This window comes from Haloarcula amylolytica JCM 13557, assembly GCF_000336615.1.
Taxonomy (GTDB): Archaea; Halobacteriota; Halobacteria; order Halobacteriales; family Haloarculaceae; genus Haloarcula; species Haloarcula amylolytica.
This window is the reverse complement of the sequence record NZ_AOLW01000035.1, coordinates 49,388-66,300: the sequence shown is the minus strand read 5'-3', so window position 1 is coordinate 66,300 and position 16,913 is coordinate 49,388. Positions and strand designations below refer to the sequence as shown.

16 protein-coding genes are annotated in these 16,913 nt (G+C 64.6%); 6 read left to right on the top strand and 10 right to left on the bottom strand.

Features of this window, described 5'->3' with window-relative positions; translation table 11 throughout:
- Nucleotides 1-43: 43 nt before the first annotated feature.
- Both C442_RS14295 and C442_RS22930 read right to left on the bottom strand, forming a co-directional pair.
- Complete coding sequence (locus C442_RS14295) at nucleotides 44-2,155, bottom strand: GH32 C-terminal domain-containing protein (RefSeq protein ID WP_008311624.1); 2,112 nt, start codon at nucleotides 2,153-2,155, stop codon at nucleotides 44-46.
- Nucleotides 2,156-2,383: 228 nt separating this feature from the next.
- Nucleotides 2,384-2,518, bottom strand: coding sequence for a hypothetical protein (locus tag C442_RS22930; protein ID WP_275039412.1), 135 nt, complete (start codon nucleotides 2,516-2,518; stop codon nucleotides 2,384-2,386).
- 2,037 nt (nucleotides 2,519-4,555) lie between these two features.
- Between C442_RS22930 and C442_RS14285 the strand changes: the two genes are divergently transcribed.
- The gene (locus tag C442_RS14285) at nucleotides 4,556-4,741 is read left to right on the top strand and encodes a hypothetical protein (RefSeq protein WP_008311620.1); all 186 of its coding nucleotides are present in this window, start codon (nucleotides 4,556-4,558) and stop codon (nucleotides 4,739-4,741) included.
- On the opposite strand, the gene C442_RS14280 is transcribed toward C442_RS14285, so the two are convergent.
- Together C442_RS14280 and C442_RS14275 are read right to left on the bottom strand one after the other, a co-directional pair.
- A complete protein-coding gene (locus C442_RS14280) occupies nucleotides 4,738-5,832 on the bottom strand; it encodes a rod shape-determining protein (protein ID WP_008311619.1) in 1,095 nt (364 codons plus the stop codon). The two genes, C442_RS14285 and C442_RS14280, sit on opposite strands and share 4 nt — an antisense overlap.
- A 140-nt stretch (nucleotides 5,833-5,972) precedes the next feature.
- Nucleotides 5,973-6,458 carry a FlaD/FlaE family flagellar protein gene (locus C442_RS14275; RefSeq protein WP_008311618.1) on the bottom strand — a complete coding sequence of 162 codons (486 nt, stop codon included), beginning with the start codon at nucleotides 6,456-6,458 and terminating at the stop codon, nucleotides 5,973-5,975.
- Between the two features lie 170 nt (nucleotides 6,459-6,628).
- On the opposite strand from C442_RS14275, the gene C442_RS14270 reads away from it, so the two are divergent.
- Both C442_RS14270 and C442_RS14265 read left to right on the top strand, forming a co-directional pair.
- A complete protein-coding gene (locus tag C442_RS14270; protein ID WP_008311616.1) occupies nucleotides 6,629-7,534 on the top strand; it encodes a ParA family protein in 906 nt (301 codons plus the stop codon).
- Nucleotides 7,531-8,514, top strand: a complete 984-nt coding sequence (locus tag C442_RS14265) for a chemotaxis protein CheW (protein WP_008311613.1) — start codon at nucleotides 7,531-7,533, stop codon at nucleotides 8,512-8,514. The genes C442_RS14270 and C442_RS14265 overlap by 4 nt, the downstream gene beginning before the upstream one ends.
- A 263-nt stretch (nucleotides 8,515-8,777) precedes the next feature.
- Here the strand turns inward: C442_RS14265 and C442_RS14260 are convergent, their stop codons facing one another.
- The 5 genes from C442_RS14260 to msrA form a co-directional block, all read right to left on the bottom strand.
- Entirely contained in the window at nucleotides 8,778-9,095 is a 318-nt protein-coding gene (locus C442_RS14260; RefSeq protein ID WP_049943004.1) for an RPA12/RPB9/RPC11 RNA polymerase family protein, read from the bottom strand.
- Between the two features lie 135 nt (nucleotides 9,096-9,230).
- Nucleotides 9,231-10,376: an NAD(P)/FAD-dependent oxidoreductase gene (locus tag C442_RS14255; RefSeq protein ID WP_008311609.1), complete on the bottom strand. Its 1,146-nt coding sequence runs from the start codon at nucleotides 10,374-10,376 to the stop codon at nucleotides 9,231-9,233.
- Nucleotides 10,377-10,445: 69 nt separating this feature from the next.
- The gene (mvaD, locus tag C442_RS14250; RefSeq protein WP_008311607.1) at nucleotides 10,446-11,420 is read right to left on the bottom strand and encodes a phosphomevalonate decarboxylase MvaD; all 975 of its coding nucleotides are present in this window, start codon (nucleotides 11,418-11,420) and stop codon (nucleotides 10,446-10,448) included.
- 103 nt (nucleotides 11,421-11,523) lie between these two features.
- The gene (locus tag C442_RS14245; RefSeq protein WP_008311605.1) at nucleotides 11,524-12,060 is read right to left on the bottom strand and encodes a cob(I)yrinic acid a,c-diamide adenosyltransferase; all 537 of its coding nucleotides are present in this window, start codon (nucleotides 12,058-12,060) and stop codon (nucleotides 11,524-11,526) included.
- Nucleotides 12,061-12,154: 94 nt separating this feature from the next.
- On the bottom strand, nucleotides 12,155-12,823 hold the full coding sequence (gene msrA / locus C442_RS14240) for a peptide-methionine (S)-S-oxide reductase MsrA (RefSeq protein ID WP_008311603.1): 669 nt from the start codon (nucleotides 12,821-12,823) through the stop codon (nucleotides 12,155-12,157).
- 91 nt (nucleotides 12,824-12,914) lie between these two features.
- On the opposite strand from msrA, the gene C442_RS22240 reads away from it, so the two are divergent.
- The 3 genes from C442_RS22240 (at nucleotide 12,915) to C442_RS14230 (ending at nucleotide 13,764) form a co-directional block, all read left to right on the top strand.
- Complete coding sequence (locus C442_RS22240) at nucleotides 12,915-13,085, top strand: DUF7838 family putative zinc beta-ribbon protein (protein ID WP_004591646.1); 171 nt, start codon at nucleotides 12,915-12,917, stop codon at nucleotides 13,083-13,085.
- Nucleotides 13,086-13,153: 68 nt separating this feature from the next.
- Entirely contained in the window at nucleotides 13,154-13,357 is a 204-nt protein-coding gene (locus C442_RS14235; RefSeq protein WP_008311597.1) for a DUF7511 domain-containing protein, read from the top strand.
- Between the two features lie 38 nt (nucleotides 13,358-13,395).
- Nucleotides 13,396-13,764, top strand: coding sequence for a response regulator (locus C442_RS14230; protein WP_008311595.1), 369 nt, complete (start codon nucleotides 13,396-13,398; stop codon nucleotides 13,762-13,764).
- Here C442_RS14230 and C442_RS14225 read toward each other — a convergent pair.
- The gene (locus C442_RS14225; RefSeq protein WP_008311592.1) at nucleotides 13,761-16,865 is read right to left on the bottom strand and encodes a PAS domain S-box protein; all 3,105 of its coding nucleotides are present in this window, start codon (nucleotides 16,863-16,865) and stop codon (nucleotides 13,761-13,763) included. The genes C442_RS14230 and C442_RS14225 overlap by 4 nt on opposite strands.
- Between the last annotated feature and the right edge of the window lie 48 nt (nucleotides 16,866-16,913).

Below are 16,913 nucleotides of genomic sequence, written 5' to 3'. Positions count from 1 at the left end.
CGAGCGCGGAATCCGTCTTTTCGCAGGAATCCAGTCGGGCTGGTTACCAGACTGAGTCCAGTTCCCAGATATCCAGCGACGCGATAGTGGCGCGCCCGCCGTCGGCCGACAGCGAGATACCGGTCGCGTCCTCGCGGGTCGGATACACGCGGCTGGTCAGGCAGTGCCGTTCGTTAGCGAACACCTCGACGACGCTCCCGTCGACGAAGACACGCAGCGACAGCGGCGCGTCGTACGGCTGGACTCGCATCGACTGGGTATCGCCGGTCGCTTGCGGGTCGATGCTCGACGCCGACCGGTCGACGGCGATCTCGCTCTCGTAGGAGTATCTGATGGGTGTCCGCTCCTCGCCGTCCGGCGATTCGAGGACGGACAGCTCGACGGCTTCGGCGTCTTCCAGCCGGACGGTGGCGCGGAGTTCGAACGACCGGCTCTCGACCGGCAACTGCTCGGTGTCGCCGGGGTCGAGGCGCACCACGTCGTAGCCGGTGTTCTCGCCCCGTAGCTCGGTGAGCTCGGGGGCCGGCCGCTGGCACAGGCCGCCGTCGTCAGCCAGCGACAGCTCCCGGGGGAGCGACATCGCGCCGGACCAGCCGGCGTCCCACTGCCCGCTCACGTCGCGGGCTTCCGGGAGCCACCCCCAGGTCAGGATGCGGCCGTCGTCGGTCCACATCGACTGCGGGGCGTAGAAGTCGCCGTGGTCTAGCTTATCGCGGCGGTCGACGTCGAACTCACCGTCATCGTATGTCCCGAGGAAGTACACCACGTCCTCGTAATTCGAGATGTGGAGGAGCTGTCGGTCACCGAAGTCGAGCAGCTCCGGGCACTCCCAGACGGTCCCGGCGGTGTCGCGGTCGCCGGCGAGGATCGGTCCCTGATACTCCCAGTCCCGGAGGTCGGAAGACTCGTACAGCAGCGCCGCCCCGCCGCCACCCTCGATGCCGGCCCCGATGAGCTGGTACCAGGTCCCGTCCTCGCGCCAGACGCAGTGGTCCCGGAACTCCCCCTCCCAGTCCTCGGTGCGGAGCACCTCCGGTTCCGTCGGCAGTTCCTCGATGATGGGGTTGTCCGCGTCCTTGTCCCAAGTCGTGAGGTCGTCGTCCGCGGCGGTCGCGATACAGGGAAGCTGGCGTTTGTCCCGGCCGCCCGTGTACAGTACGGTCGGGACGCCATCGTTGTCGACCGCACAGCCGGACCAGCAGCCGTCCCGGTCCGGGCCGTCGGGCGAGGGCGTGAGCGCCACCGGGCGGTCCTCCCAGTGGACGAGGTCGTCGCTGACGGCGTGGCCCCAGTGGATCGTGTTGTGGAACGGCCCGGCCGGGTTGTACTGGTAGAACAGGTGATAGCGACCGTTCCAGTGGATAAGGCCGTTCGGGTCGTTGAGCCAGTTCGCCGGCGGCGTTACGTGGTAAGACGGGCGACTCGGGTCATCGCCGAGCCGCTCGCGCAACTGCCCGAACGTGTCGACGTCCTTCGGACGGCCGGTCAGCGGGTGCCGTTCGTCCGTCGCCAGGAATCCCAGCGCGTTCTCGATGAGCGTCTCGCGGTTGCCCCGGCACACGTCGTGGGTCGGCTGGGCGAACGCTACGGACGACCCGATGCCCAGCACCTGCCCGGCCCCGGGCTTCCAGGAGAGAATCGACATCTGCTTGACCACGTCGGTGTCGCCACGGACCGTACTCGCGAGCACGTCCCCGGACTGGGGCGCGATGGACTCGTATCTCGCGTAGGGGATCGTGACGCCGGCACCGCGCGTATGCACGCGGAGGGTGTCGTAGTCCGCGTGAATCGGGTGGTCCTCGTACAGGGCCTGCCAGAGGTGGCCGGTCGGCTCCGGAATCTCCTCCCAGCCGGTGGCGTCGGGCGCGACGGCGTCGAACCCAAGCGGCTCGACGGCCGAAAGCGCGCTCAGTGTCAGCAGGAGCGAACCGCCGTCACGAACATACGCGGCCAGGGCCGGCGCGTCGGCCAGCGCTCGCTCGTCGAACAGTTCGTCCCGATGCCACCAGAGGACATCGTACTCGGTCGGATCGACCGACGAGAGCGCGCATCGCTCGGCATCGTCGACTGTCTCCTGACACCAGTCGTACGCCGCTGCCTGCTCGTCCGTGCAGGCGTCGGCGTAGAGACAGCCGATGCGTGGCGAATTTCCCATTGCTCGGTTATCCCCTCCTGAAATATAAAAACATTCGGCAATCGTTCCTGAACGAATTTGCACGCTCTTGTAGGTTACGTCGCTGAGTGGCCAGTGAAGCGTCAGGTGGGCGGCCCATAGCGTGGCCGCAACACGAGTCAGCGACGAGGCAGAGATATCGGCAACGCCGTCAGTAGCCAGAGCAGTGGCTGAGAGTGGGACTGTCGGTGGAAAAGTGGGCTGGACCGGTCAGTGAACGCGGGCGTTGCGGGCCTCGTCCTTCCAGTCGATGACGGTTTCGTGACAACTGGGACAGACGAACTCGGTGAGTTTTGTCGTCTGATCGTTGTATGACATCCGCGTGCCACAGTTGGTGCAATCCATTATAATTGTATATATTCCACTAATGGATATAAATTTTCTCCTGACCATAGTCGGCCCGGCCGGGAGACGGCCTGACACGGCTGAATTATGCTATATCATCACACGCCACTGATTAGAAGCCCTCATTCTGTGACGATAGCGCCACCGCTACACAGTTTCTGCAGAGCGCGGACGGTCACAGGCAATGGACGGCCAGCCGAGAACGGATGGCTGGTGGGGACTACGACCCGCTGTGTCCCGTCGAGTCGATTTTCGGATCGGTGCCGTCGATACCGTTCTCGATATCCGAGAGGTCGGTCGTGTCAGTCGGTGACGGCGAGCGTTCGTCGGCGGTCGTGATGTCCAGGTCCGGCGTTGTCCCAGTCTCGTCGAAGCGGTCGTCCACGTCGACGGGTTCGCCATCGAGTCTGGACATCACGACCGCCGACGAACGCTCGCCGTCACCGACTGACACGACCGACCTCTCGGATATCGAGAACGGTATNGGTCGTCCACGTCGACGGGTTCGCCATCGAGTCTGGCCTCCGTCCGCGAGAGTCGCTGTTCCACGGCATCCAGTTCCGCTTTCAGGTGGTCGGTGGCGTCCGGATAACAGTCTCTGGCGTCCGCCAGCGCAGTTTCGAACGCCGCTTGCGCCGTCTCGTACTCCGCTAACGCGGCGTCGGGCTGGCTGGCTGGCGTCGGCGTACCAGTCCCCGGCCTCCATCGCGTCCGTCGCGACCGTCCGCCGCGCGGCGACGAGGTTCTCCGCGACGGCCCCCAGTCGGTCCCGGACCTTCTCGGGGTCGCCGGCGAACCGCCGCTCGTCCGCGCCCCAGTCGAGTTCGAGGACGTCCCGGTAGGCTTCGAGCGCCTCGGCCCAGTGATCGGCGGCGACAGCGGGGTCTTCCGCCGCGACGGCCTCGTTGTCGGCCGCGACCGCAGTGCGTAGCGGCGACTGTTCGAGGTCCTCGATGACTGTGTCGAGCCGGTCCCGCTCGGCGCGGATATCCGGAAGATCGGTGACGGCCTCTGTCGGGAGCGAAAAGAGCTCGTCGTACTCCGCTCGCGCCGCCTCGTAGGCGTCGTACGCCGCTTCGAACTCGTTCTCCCGCCAGTGCCGCTCACCGGTGTCGACCGCCCGCCGGGCGCGGCTCCGGCGGACTTCCGCGAGTGTCGCAACGTGGCGCTCCCGCACCGTCGTGACACGCCCTTCGAGCGCGTTCGCGTCTCCGGGCGGCCCGAACTCGGTGGCCGTCTCGCCGGCCGCGTCGAGGCGGTCCCCGGCTTCCAGTACCGTCTCCAGTGCCTGCTCGTGGTCCCCGCGGTCGCGCTGCTCGGTCGCCGTCACGAGGAGCCGCTTGACCTCGTCCAGGATATTCTCGACGCGGACCCACGCCTGTGACGCGTGCGAGAGGTACGCCGTCAGGTCCACCAGCCCCTGCTTGCCACAGTGGACCTGCCACTCCGTGTCGCCACACCGCCGAAACGTGATCCGGCCGTGTCCGAGCGACCGGTCACCCGAAATCTGGTCGATATCGACGTGTGGGATGGCGAACCGCGTGTCGCCGTCGTCGTCGCCCACCAGCAACAGGAACCGCTTGTCAGTCACGATCCCGATCATCCGGTAGTTACTTCCTGGTCGCACCGTCTCGCCGGACTCCGACGTGCCGATTTCGATGCCGTGCTTGCGACTGGTGAGGGCGAACTGTGCCGTCTCGTCGTCGTCGACGGCTCCCAGTGCTGGCCCATCGTGGAGATATCCGGCCGAGAGGAGTCCGCCCGAACCGGTGCCGGTGAGAACGTCGGGCGGATCTCCATCGAAATTATCTAAGTTGATAATTTTTCCCATTACCGGGTAGAATAGGCCTTAAGACTTGATATTCACGTATCTATTCTGATATCGTTGTAGTAAATTAATCTGGTTCGAGAGCATATCGTGCTGCTGTTCTTCGGTCACGGCAGCCCTGTCGACTACGCCGTGACCCCCTACCGTACGTCAGCCGGCAGACGGCTGTCTGACTTGGCTTTAGGTATCATGTCTCCGTACTCGGTCACATGCCACGTACCCGTCTCAGCGGGGGTTCGTCTCAGGAGCGACAGGGTGGTGGTCTCTCGACCGACGCGACCCGCCTTGGAATCGACACTGACGTATTCGAACTGCTCTCGACCGATCGTGGTCACGAAATGGCACAGTCCGAGCCCAGAATCGAACGGTGGCTGAACTGCTGGCGGAACCCCTAGTTGGTCTCGACGAGACGCGCCGCGATCCGCTGTGCGCCGATGGTCGGCGCGACGTCCGGTTCGTCGGCGGCGATGACCTCGATGTCACGGTTCAGCTCCGCACTGAGTCGTTCCTCGAACTCGTCGACGATGCCGGGGATACAGGCCATGCCGCCGGTGATGGCGATCGGCCGGTCCAGTGCTAGCTGGTACACTTTCATGTAATCGTTCGCCAGCTCCGGCAGGAACGTGTTCGCCAGTTCGTCGACAGCATCGTCGAGATACTCGTTGACCGCGTCCATCACCGAGCGCTCGATGGTGAACTCGTGTGAGCCGCCGCCGGGCTGCTGGATGATGTCCGTGAACGGCTCGAAATCGACGAAGTCGGCGTGTTCTTCCTTGTATTCGCGGGCGGTCTGGTTGTCGATGTTGACACGGCCCTGCGTTTCCTCCTCGACGTAGTTGGCGATCATCCGGTCGACTTCGTTCCCGGTCACCGCACCCGTCGTGAACGGAGAGAGCTGTTCACCGCGGCGGTACGCGGAGGCTTCGAGGTTCGTCGACCCCATGTTGACGGCGACGAAGATCTCGTCGATGGCTTCCAGGTCGTCGCCGAAGGCCGGAATGGAGCCACACAGGGACTCCGGATAGCTCTCGACGAGTTCCAGCCCGATAGAGGAGTTCTCGATGACGTTCTGGAGGTTCTCCAGCCCGGTCGGGTTGTCGATAGTCGGGATGGCGTACACGACGCCGCTGTTTGCCGGAATGTCGTGCTCCTCGATGATCGCCTCGAAGAACGTCTTGGTCATCTCGGCCCGGTCGGCGTCCTCGGGGAGCCCCGACCGAAGCATATACTCGACGCGGTCCGGATACTCGCGGGCCGCTTCCTCGCCGTAGAGGATCTTCTCCTCGCCGGTCAGGGCGTCCTCGTACGTCGCCATGCACGTCAGTGTCTTGATGATCCGGTTCTCCGTGCCGTGTTCGCCCGGCAGGGCAATGACGGTCCGGGTGCTCCCGAGTTTGACCCCGACCGGAACAGCGGCAGCGCCGTCCGACGACACACCGGCGTCCGATTCGGACCCGGTGCCGTCGTCCGCATCCTCGTCACTCATATACGGTCGTCCTTGTCGACCGCCCGATATATATCCTCTCCCTAGTATTCAGGACTGATAGCTGTCCTCTCAGGTGGCTGATACTGAAACCCCTTCCGTAGCGGGGATTCGAAGCGAAAAACTGGTGTTGAAAACGAGAGTTACGTCATCGCAGTGAGCTTCGCGACGTAGACGAGACTCAGCATGTGGTCGTCGACGCTCAGTTCGTTGTCGTCGTTCGTCGCCGACTCGTCGATGCCGAGCAGATAGTCTGAGAGGTCGTCCTGTACGTCCTCGGTGATCCAGTCGATGGATCGGTAGTACTCGAGCGCTTCGTCGGCCCCCTGATACCCGGAGTGCATCAGCAGGAACTCCAGCCACTCGAAGACCACGAACTCCGCGGCGTAGGTCTCGGGCAATGTTTCGAGATAGGGCTTCTCGTTGGCGTCGCCGCCGAGGAACGGCAGCAGTTCACGGTACAGCCCGGAGCGGAACGAACTCCCCGCAAGCACCTCTTCGTCGGAGTCGTCAAGGCCCATGTCGAGGCCCGTCGGGTCCGGGACGTCTTCGTCGCTCATCCCGTTCCCCCGCTGACGAGCCATCTTCCGTAACTCGTCGAGGTCGTAGTCGCGCGGGTTGATGGTCATGATACTGACCCTTCAATCTACACAATCATAAATCTTGCACACCGTCAGACGGCCGTCATGCACACGCTCGCGGGCGTTTCCGTCTCGTCCGCGTTCCGTCCCCCAGTTGCGACGTTGATAATCGGGACCACATTTTTATAGTGACTCGGAGTCGACCTGTGGACACTTGGATGATGAACCGGCAATCAGAAACCGGTCCAGCCCGCTTCTGTGTGACCAACGCGAAAGGCGGGACCGGAAAGACGACAGTTGCTATCAACGTAGCCGGTGCACTGAACGACCGCGGCCGGGACGTCCTCTTTATCGACCTCGATCCCCAGGGCAACGCCACGGAAGGCGTGGGTCTCGTCGAGGCGTACGACGCCGACCCCCCGACGCTGTTCGACGCACTGACCGGCGACCCATCGGCGCTGGGTGAGCTTATCTGCGAAGGCGAGGAGATGGACGTGATCCCCTCCAGCATCGATATGCTCCAGGCCGAGCACGAACTGACCATCGCCGACCTCATCGCCCGGGTCAACACCCAGGGCGGGGATATCGATCAGGCCGCGCTGGCCTCGTTCGCGATCAACATCACGCCGGAGATGGTCACGGGGTCACATGCGCTCGACACGCTCGACCGGGCGCTGTCGACGCTCAACGGGGACTACGACTACGTTATCATCGACTGCCCGCCGTTCTACGGGAAGCTGACCGACACTGGCATGTACGCCGCACAGAACGTCCTCATCCCCGCACTGACAGAAGCCACCTCCGAGCGGGCCATCGAACTGCTGATGGATCAGATGGCCGCGATGGAGCGCCAGACCGACGCGTCGATCAACACGCTCGGCGTCGTCGCCAACCGCGTCGAGACCACGTCCGAGGACGAGACGATGCTCGAATGGTTCAACATGGCGTTCCCGGACAGCCCGGTCTGGGAGGTCCGCAAACGGGTAGCGCTTCAGCGCGCGTTCAGCGCCGGCCAATCGATTTTCGCGACCGAGGAATCGTGTGACATGGCGGCCGTCTTCGAGGACATCGCCGCTGAACTCGACGAGCAGTTCGGCTTTACCGACACAGAGGTACCAGCATGAGTGACGACGAACGCATGGACAGGGCGGAGCGCATCCGGCAGATGCGCGAGGGGAACAAGGCAGAAACCACCGACGACACCGAGGAGACAGACGACGCCTCCGCGGACGGCTCCGGTGAGCAGCCCACCGACGAGGGCGAAACCGAGGAGACAGCAACTGAGGCAGTCGCCACGGACTCAGCGGCCGCCAGCGGTGACGCGGCTGACGAAGCGGGTGCTGCCGATGAACAGGCCACCGACGACGGCGGCAGCGACACTGGCGCCGACGGCGCAGCGACTGATCAGAGCGACACTGACGCGATGGCCGCCGCACAGCGAGCGGCTGAGGCCTCCGCCCAGGTGTCCACTGAGAACGACGACACCGGTGTTGCCGACCAGCCGACGGACGACCTTTCGGCGTCGGCCAGCCCGATGCAGGGGCCGACCGGCGTCGAGTTGCCGGACCAGGAACTCATCGAGGAGGCGATGGCGTCGGACAACACCGCCACGACCGAAGGCGGCGCTCGCGCCGCGGCTATCGACGACGACGCGACCCAGACGGAAGAGATGGTCCGGGTACTCGAGTTCGCGCTCGGCGACGAGTACTACTGTCTCGACATCGACTACGTCGAGGAGATCGTCAAACGCGAGACGGTCACCCGCGTGCCCAACACCGAGGACTACGTCGAGGGCGTCGTCGACCTCCGCGGGCAGATTACGACGATTCTCAACCCCAAGGCGATGATGGACATCGACAGCGACGGGACTGAGAACCTCATCGTCGTCTTCGACGCAGGTGTGTTCGAGGAACAGGGCGCGATGGGCTGGATCGTCGACGAGGTCCGGCAGGTCGTCCCTGTCGCCGAATCCGAAGTGAACACCGCCCCGGTCGACGGCGAGTACATCAACGGCGTCGTCGACCGCGACGGCGAGGACGAGTTCGTCATCTGGATCGAGCCCGACGACGTACTCGGGAACGCAACTGCGGACAGCGAGGACTGACGCGCCGCTGTACTGTTTTCAGCTTGACTGCATCCCCTCGTAACGGACAGAACTGCCGTGCTGCATAGAGCGGTTCCACGCAGCACAGGCTCCGTTCCTTTCGTGTCGGAGACGTTGAACCAACCGCTCGTTGACCGACAAGAACGGTGTGAGAGTTGGTTCGAAGTCGATGTCTGGTCCTACGTGAGACCGAGTACCACCGGGAGTTGCGGGGCTGAATCGGTCTCTGCATATTGACCCGGCGGGGTTCGCGAGATACGCCGTCAGGACTCGCGCCACTTGTGGCCGCAGTCGACGCAGGTGAACAGCCGAACCTCGTAGGAACCGCCCGGTTTCGGCAGCATCTCGTAGTAGGCCCGGTCGCTGTCGCAGTCGTCCGCCGGACAGGGCTCCTGCATCGTCTCGGAGGTGCTCTGGGTCGCGTCGGCCACGGCGGGTGCCCCGTCATCCCGCTGTGCATCCTGGGTCGCCATCGCCGCTTCTGCTTGCGAGTCCCGGGGCGCCTCGTTTTCACAGGAGCGACACACCCAGGTGTCGCCCTCCGTGTGCATTACCGAACCACACTCATCACAGAATTGCATATAACGTCGGGATACACGGGTGTCGGATATATGTGTTAACTTCCGCTCCGCCGTGGGTTTCAGGTACCCGCTCGTGCTGACGCCCGTGAAAATCTCTCGTCTTTGAGAGGGTCACCCGGGCCGCTTTCCTGCCTCTTACTCACTGTCCGGCTTCTCGTCGTGGAGGTCCAGTTCCTCGCTGACGAGGTCGACCGCGTTCTGGACGGCTCCGACCGTTCCGAGATAACCCGCGCCGACAGTCGTCTTGAGCGCCAGCGCGGCCCGCCCGGTGAGGATAGAGGGGCCGACCTTCGCCACGGCGTCGTCGCCGACCGAGACGAGCCACCCAGGGACGTTGAACTGGTACTGGGTCAGTCGGGGCTGGAAATCGCCGGGGCCACCCTGCTGCTGGTCGACGAGCGTCCCGATGTTGTCCGCGGCCACGCGGGCCTCGCGGATGGCCGCCGCCGCGCTCGCCGGCACGGCCTCGCCGTCGCTGTCGACGACCCGGGCGGCGTCGCCGACGGCGAACGTCGACTCGCCGAGTCGGAGGTCCGCCCGGACGACGGGGCGGTCGGCATCGAGCGCTGGCGACCCCTCGATACCGCCGGTCCAGACGAACTGGTCCATCGCTAGGTCCGTGCCGTCCTCGAGCGCAATCGCGTCGGCATCGGCTCCGGCCACGCCCGTTCCGGTCCTGACTGTCACGCCGGCGTCGACCAGCGCGTCGTGGACGGCCGACTGGAACGACGCCGGGAACGACGGCGCGACGGCGTCTTCCTGTTCGAGCAGCAGCACCTCGATATCGCTGTCCGAGGCCATTTCGGCCAGTTCGCCGGCCACCTGCACGCCAGACAGGCCAGCGCCGCCGACGACCACGCGGTCGCCGTCGCCGAGGTCGAGGAACTGCTCGCGGATCTCGCGGGCGTCGTCGAGGCGCTTCAGCGGCGCCGCGTGCTCGCGCACGCCCGGAAGGTCGTAGAAGGCCGTTTGCGCACCGAGACACACCGCACCCACGTCGTAGGACAGCGTCTCGGAGCCATCCAGCGTCGCCGTCCCTTCGTCGGGCGAAACGTCCGTGACCGTCGCCTGTCGGACCTCGCAGTCGAGGACGGCGTCGAGGTCGACAGTGATCTCGTCGGCCAGCGACGGCCGGCGGACGACCCGGTGGAGTTCGTGCTGGACGAGGTGTTCGGGCTCCTCGTCGACGACGACCAGCGAGACGCTATCGGGAAGAGTCTGTTCGAGCTTTCTGGCGAGCGTGAGCCCGGCGTATCCGGATCCGAGAACGGCGACGCGCATTGTGTTCTCCGGTTAGGACGGCGTCGGGTTAACCCTGTGCTCGGGAGCGACGATTCGATCAGTGCCGGTTCAGAACAGCGCCTTGTCCTCGTCAAGAATCTGTGCGGGGCCGCCAACATCCCAGACGCGGGTGTCGACGCCGCAGTCGGCGACCGTCTCTTCGACGCGGCCGACGTACTCCTCAGTCGTATTGATGTAGACGCTCGCGCCGGTGTCGACGGAGAAGTACACCGGCACGTCCTCGGTGTTCCGGAGCTCCCGGACGGCGTTGAAAATCTCGATGGTGCGGGGCTGCCAGTACACCCAGCCGGCGGGACCGGTCATCGTCGCGGCGGCCAGCGACAGGGAGTCCTTCTCGGCGAGGTCGAAGACGGCGTCGAAGTCGCCGTCGTACAGCGCGTCGCGCATGTCCGAGATCTGGCCGTGGATGTGGGCCATCCGCGACTCGAACATGTGGCTCTCGGCAGCCTCCTTGTGGGCTTCCTCGGTTTCCTTGTAGGATGGGACCATCCCGGCGACGATCCGCAGGTCGTCTTCGAGGTCCGTCTCGATGCGCTCGCTCCGACAGTCCTTGTCGTTCATGCCGGTCCGCAGGTGGGAGAACGCGCCCGTCACCGCGCGAGCGGCCGAGGAGGAGCCGCGCCGGGCGACCGTCGATATCTCGGGTCGCGTCATGTCGAGCCCTGCTGCCTCAACGAGGGCCATCGCCGCGGCGGCAAAGCCCGAGGAGGAGGAGCCAAAGCCGATGTTCGTCGGGAAGTTGTTCGCCGACTCGAAGCGGACGCCGTGGTCGATGCCCGCCAGGTCGCGGACGTGGTCCACGACGGCGTCGATGCGCTCGGCACCGCGGCCAGTGACCTCCTCGCCGTCGATGACGTACACGTCTTCCTCGCGGTCCGGGTCGAAGGCGGCCGTCGTCTTCGAGTGGCTCGGTGCGGTACAGACGGAGATGCTGTCGTGGTACGGCAGTCGCAGTTCCTCGTCGCGCATCCCGTGGTACTTGACCAGCCCCTGAATCGGATGTGCCTTCGCGGTCGCTTTCATACCTCACCCTTCCGGGCCGGTCACTTTGCTATTGCGAACCGCCGGCGCTAGCATGGAGTCAAGTCACGACGGCTACCTACCCGACAAAAAACGTCCTACAGCGTCAGTAGTCGGGATTCTCCTCGCGGATGCCCTCGCGCTTGTTGACGAGGCGAGCGAGCGTGAACAGGGCGTCAGAGAGGCGGTTCAGGTAGATGATCGCCGTCTCGTTGACGCCAGCCTCCTCGGCAGCAAAGGAGACGCAGCGGCGCTCGGCGCGCCGACAGACCGCACGGGCGTGGTGGAGCTTCGCCCCGGGTTCGGAACCGGAGGGAAGGATGAACGATTCGAGCGGGTCAAGCTCCGAATCGGCCTCGTCGATGAGGTCCTCCAGCGTTTCGACGTGGGACTCCTGTATCCGCGGGTCGCCCTCGTCGGGGTCGGGGTTGGCGAAGTCGGCCTGGACGATGTGGAGGTGGTTCTGGATGACACGGAGCTTCTCGTCGATGTCGTCGTGGCCGGTCGGCCGCACGACCCCGACCAGCGCGTTCACCTCGTCGACGGTCCCGTAGGCCTCGATACGGCGGCTGTCCTTCGATACCCGCTCCATGTTCCGGAGATCCGTCTGGCCCTGGTCGCCGCGGCCGGTATAGATAGTCATAGCTGAATCTGGCACTGCCAGCGTCTTATAGCCGTGGGCGAATCGTTGGGGCGCGCGGGCAGCCCGTGGCGACTGGAGACCGCCAACACCGCGTTCAGAGCCGGCGGCGCACTTCCGAGAGCGCAGCCGGCGAGATATCCAGCTCGGCGAACAGCGCCTCGCGTTCGTCACCCTCGCCGTGGCCAGCGACGAAGCCGTTGAGCCGGGCGGCGACCGTCGAATCGACGAACGTGTCGCCGTAGCGGTCTTCGAGCTCGTCGGCGACCACCGGCGTCGAGCGGAGCTCGTACTTCTGGTGATACCCCTCTGCCAGGTAGAACCGGTCGAGGGCTTCGATTGCCGTCTCGACTGACTTCCCCGTCCGCGATTCGAGTTCCTCGCGCGTCCGCTTGGCGGTTTCACGCTGCTGATCGTTACGAGCCAGCACCACGCCGCGGTACTGGCGTTTCAGAGGGGCAGAGAACGGCGCGTGATTCGCCCAGAACACGTCCAGCAGGTCCTCATAGCGCACTACCTCGGGGTCGTACTCGACCTGGACGACCTCGGTGTGGTCGCCCAGCGAGTAGTAACTGGGGTCCGGGTCGGTGCCGCCGGCGTAGCCGACTCGTGTCCTAACCACGCCCGGTGTCGCGCCGAAGCGGGCGTCCGGCCCCCAGAAACAGCCCATGCCGAACGTCGCCGTCTCGGTCGCCGACGGCGGCAGCGATTCAGCGTCGACGGCCAGTTCGGTCGGATGGGTCGGCTCGTACGCGCTCGGAATCATACTGGGATACAGGGGTTCGAGCGGTTTGCCTGCTTCGACGCCCCGAGTGGAACCGGGAAATTCAACTGTACCCCCGCGGAAACAACTGGATATGGGCCTCGAACTCGAACACTACTGTCCTGAATGCGAAGAGTACCGCGACTTCTGGAAGGTCGCGAGCACGACGATGCACCTGGGGACCAAGATCAAGTGGCACTGCCCGGAGTGTGACTACGGGTTCGTCCGCATCGACGGCGAAGTCGACACCGGCCAGGCGGCATAGCTCTCCGGAGCGGTATAGAGACCTCTTAGCAGCCGTTTTACATCGTCCCTGAGAGATATCCATTACCGATGAGTCTCGACCCGGACGGTGCGGGAAACGCGACCGCCGAGCGAACGCAGGCCCCGCACGACCTGTCGATGACCGTGGTTGAGTACACCGGCGAACCGGACCGCTGTACCGTGTCACCACGGGGGCTCTCCGGCATTGCCAAACTGTCGACGTGGATTACCGTGGATAAGGCGGTCGTCGTCGACCTGAATACGATGCGGTGACCGAGAGTTTTTATCGGGGAACCACGGACCTAGAACCGATGAGTATCGAGGTCCTACTGGTAGACGAGGATGTAGACGTTCTGGACATCGTCGGGACGTTTCTGGGACAGGAAGACGGGTTCGAGATCACGACGGAAGCCGACCCAGAGGCGGCACTGGACCTGGCAACTGACGGCGATTTCGACGCCGTCGTCAGTGACTACAAGATGCCCCGACTCGACGGGATGGAGCTGTGTGCTGCGCTCCGAGAGAACGACGTTGACATCCCGTTCCTGCTGTTTACGGCCCGCGAGTACGACGACGTCGCAGATGCTGCCGCGGAGCACGGCGTCACTGCCGTGGTCCAGAAGGGGACGGGCACGGAGCAGTACAGCGTGCTCGCCGACCGGATCCGCGACGCCATCTAGGTATCCAACCGAGGCAGTTCTAGCGTGACGACTGTCCCGCCGTCCCGGCCGCTAGCGAAGTCGACGGTGCCGCCGTAGGTTTCGGTCACCCAGACGACCAGCCACAGGCCGAGTCCCGTCCCGTGACGGAGTTGTGTAATCGGTTCGTCGCCGGTCACGACGTCGAGTTCGTGCTGTGGAATCCCCGGGCCGTCGTCGGCGACAGTGATTGAGACGGTTCGCTGGTCGGCCGTCACGTCGACGCTAATCGACGGGTCGTCGCCGGCGTGTTCGAGGCTGTTTTCGAGGAGTTCACCGAGGATTCGATGTAGCCGCCCATCACCCGCCGTAACCGACACATCCGGGAGGTCTGTTTTGATTTCACCGGCGTACTCGTCGTGATACGAGGATACGGTATCCGTAACGGTTGCGGGCACGTCGACCGAGTCCACGCCGTACTGGTCGCGGCGAACGGAACGCTCCATGTCGCGCGCCCGCTCACTCAGCGACGCCATCTCCTCCGCCTTTCGCTGAAGCCTGTAGAGAATGGCCCGCTGGTCCTCGTCGTCGATACGCTCGTCCAGCGCGTCAGCCATCCCGAGGACGACAGTCAGGTCGTTCCGGAGGTTGTGCCGAAGGACGCGGTTGAGCAGTTTCAGCCGGCGTTCGCGCTCGCGCTGCTCAGTGATGTCGGTGTAGATACCGAACCCGCGGACGCTGTCACCGTCCCGGCTGTACGGCACGCCCCGGAAGAGGAAGTCACGGAACCCCGTCTCGGTCATCAGTCGGAGTTCGGTCTGGAAGGGGTCGCCGTTCGTCTGCTTGTCGTCGAACTGGGGCAGTTCGTCGTGTGCAGTGTCCGGTGGTCGGAGGAGGTCGGACAGAGGACTGTCCACAGCCGTATCCTGACCGTACCCGAACACGTCAGAGAACGCGGGGTTGACCGACCTGACGACCGACTCGTCCGCGACCGTCTCCGTTTCGATGACGGCGTCTGGGAGCGTGTTGAACAGGTACGAGAACCGGTCACGCTCGTCTTTCAGCTCTGCCCGCGCCTGCTTGAGTTCGGTCAGGTCCCGGACGACGCCGACAGTGCCGCGGAACTGGTCCGCGTCGAGCAGCGATACCTCGATTTCGGCCGGACGCGTCCCTCCGCTGGCCGTTTCCAGCGCCGCTTCGAGCTGGACCGCCCCGGTTCCGCCCGCGCGGCAGAGGTCGCCGATACGACAGGCGAACTCGTCGATAGTGTCCTGGTCGAGAACAACGCGCGGGTGCTGGCCCAGAAGCGTCGCCCGCTCGTAGCCGAGCCACTCCGCGAGCGGTTCGGTGACCAGCTGGAACCGACCCTCGTCGTCGAGGACGTACATCATGTCACGGACGTTTTCGAACACTGACTCGTACCGTAACAGGCTTCGCTCACGCTCGACGCGGTCGAACGCGGCGGCCGCATTGGACGCGAGAATCTTGCCGACGGAGACGTCCGACTCGGTGAACTCGTGGCCCTGTCGCGCACCGATGCTCACGACTCCGTGGTCTCCCATCGGGAGGTACATCACCGCTGTCAGCACGTCGGAGTCGTAGTTGTCGATCCGCTCGAACTCGTCAACGATCAGCGGCTCGTCGCGCTGGAACGCGTCGCCGGGGAACCCTTCGTCGGCGTCGTACACCGGTCGTTCCGGGACCTTGTCGCTGGCTGCGACCGGTCGGAGCGTGTCCGCCTCCTCGTCGTACAGCCTGACGAGCGAGTGGTCGAACCCGAGATCCGACTCGGTCGCCTCGATGACTGTTTCGGCGACCTCCTGGGGTGTCTTGGCCTGCATGAGCGACCGAGTCGTATCAAGCAGTCCGGACAGCGCCTCGTCGCGCCGTTTCTGTTCCGTGATATCCCGGATGACGCCCGCGGTCCCAGCGAATCGCTCGTCGTCGTCGTACAGCAGCGTCATGTGGTCCTGGGCGGGGAACGAGTTCCCCGACGCCTGCTGAATCTCCAGTTCGAACGATTCCTCGTCGTCGCGGTCCCCGAATATCATCTCCTGAACGATTGATTCGGCGCGCTCGACGACAGCGTCGTTCTTGATGAACCCGGTGTAGGCGCCGAGCAGCTCCGACTCGGAGTAGCCAGTGAGGTCGGTCATTGCTTGGTTGACGAACTCGAAATACCCCTCTGAGTCGAGTGCATAGACGCCGTCATCGACCGCTTCGATGATGTTCTCGTATCGTTCGAGTTCGTCCTCGCGGCGGCGGCGTTCGAGTTCGCGGTTCATCCATTCGGTCAGCAGTTCGAGAAATGCCTGCTCCGAGTCCGAGAACGGCTCCGGACGCGGGTCGCTGTCGGCGAAACACAGCGTCCCGTAGGTCGTCCTGTTGACGCTGAGTTCGCTCCCGATATAGCAGGATATCCCGGATTTCTGTGCGATTGGCGGACCGCCCGCCACGTCAGTAGCGTCGGCGACCTCGTACATCTCGCCGGTCTCGATGACCCGATCACAGTAGGTCTCTTCGACCGGGGTCGTGGTCCCGGGCTCGAAGCGGGGGTGATCGCCGACCATTACCGCGACCTCGTGTGTCCCGTCCGCGATCCGGTTCAGAAAGCCAAGTGACACGCCGAGCCGCTGGCATCCGATTTCGAGGACTCGTTCGACCGTTTCGGTCTCCGTGAGCCCGTCTTCCGTTGCGAGCTGTGCTAGCTTCCGAAGCGCCGCGTTGTTCGTCTGTAGCTCGTGCTTGCGCTCGATGGGATCGGCTGGACTGTCGGCGTTCGTGTCGGTCCCTGTCAGGATGTCGCCGACCCGTGTCGCCAGGTCCACGTCGCTCCGCGGGACGTACTCAGTGACGGCCAACTGCGTCGCACGGGCGGCGACCTCGCCGTCCGGTTCGGCCGTACAGAGAACGACCGGGAGGGCGTCGTATTGCTCGCGTATCGCCGCCAGCACGTCCAGACCCGTTTCGTCCCCCGGGAGCTCTTGCTCGCAGATGACGGCGGCGTAGTCGCGGTCGGCCAGCTCCGACAGCGCGTCTGCCGCGCTGGTGACTAGTGTGGCTGGGGCCGGTGTGTCTGGTGTGGCTGTGTCCGCGTCATCGTCGGTAGGACCTACGTACAACAGGTGCGGCGTATCGGACATAGCGTTGCGTTGTAACTGCTATACAACGGGGTGGCATATACGCTCGGG

What these genes read in the sequence shown, in the direction of transcription:
- C442_RS14295 (WP_008311624.1), bottom strand. Translation starts at nt 2,155, where the DNA reads ATGGGAAATTCGCCACGCATCGGCTGTCTCTACGCCGACGCCTGCACG.
- C442_RS22930 (WP_275039412.1), bottom strand. Translation starts at nt 2,518, where the DNA reads ATGGATTGCACCAACTGTGGCACGCGGATGTCATACAACGATCAGACG.
- C442_RS14285 (WP_008311620.1), top strand. Translation starts at nt 4,556, where the DNA reads ATGCCACGTACCCGTCTCAGCGGGGGTTCGTCTCAGGAGCGACAGGGT.
- C442_RS14280 (WP_008311619.1), bottom strand. Translation starts at nt 5,832, where the DNA reads ATGAGTGACGAGGATGCGGACGACGGCACCGGGTCCGAATCGGACGCC.
- C442_RS14275 (WP_008311618.1), bottom strand. Translation starts at nt 6,458, where the DNA reads ATGACCATCAACCCGCGCGACTACGACCTCGACGAGTTACGGAAGATG.
- C442_RS14270 (WP_008311616.1), top strand. Translation starts at nt 6,629, where the DNA reads ATGATGAACCGGCAATCAGAAACCGGTCCAGCCCGCTTCTGTGTGACC.
- C442_RS14265 (WP_008311613.1), top strand. Translation starts at nt 7,531, where the DNA reads ATGAGTGACGACGAACGCATGGACAGGGCGGAGCGCATCCGGCAGATG.
- C442_RS14260 (WP_049943004.1), bottom strand. Translation starts at nt 9,095, where the DNA reads ATGCAATTCTGTGATGAGTGTGGTTCGGTAATGCACACGGAGGGCGAC.
- C442_RS14255 (WP_008311609.1), bottom strand. Translation starts at nt 10,376, where the DNA reads ATGCGCGTCGCCGTTCTCGGATCCGGATACGCCGGGCTCACGCTCGCC.
- mvaD (WP_008311607.1), bottom strand. Translation starts at nt 11,420, where the DNA reads ATGAAAGCGACCGCGAAGGCACATCCGATTCAGGGGCTGGTCAAGTAC.
- C442_RS14245 (WP_008311605.1), bottom strand. Translation starts at nt 12,060, where the DNA reads ATGACTATCTATACCGGCCGCGGCGACCAGGGCCAGACGGATCTCCGG.
- msrA (WP_008311603.1), bottom strand. Translation starts at nt 12,823, where the DNA reads ATGATTCCGAGCGCGTACGAGCCGACCCATCCGACCGAACTGGCCGTC.
- C442_RS22240 (WP_004591646.1), top strand. Translation starts at nt 12,915, where the DNA reads ATGGGCCTCGAACTCGAACACTACTGTCCTGAATGCGAAGAGTACCGC.
- C442_RS14235 (WP_008311597.1), top strand. Translation starts at nt 13,154, where the DNA reads ATGAGTCTCGACCCGGACGGTGCGGGAAACGCGACCGCCGAGCGAACG.
- C442_RS14230 (WP_008311595.1), top strand. Translation starts at nt 13,396, where the DNA reads ATGAGTATCGAGGTCCTACTGGTAGACGAGGATGTAGACGTTCTGGAC.
- C442_RS14225 (WP_008311592.1), bottom strand. Translation starts at nt 16,865, where the DNA reads ATGTCCGATACGCCGCACCTGTTGTACGTAGGTCCTACCGACGATGAC.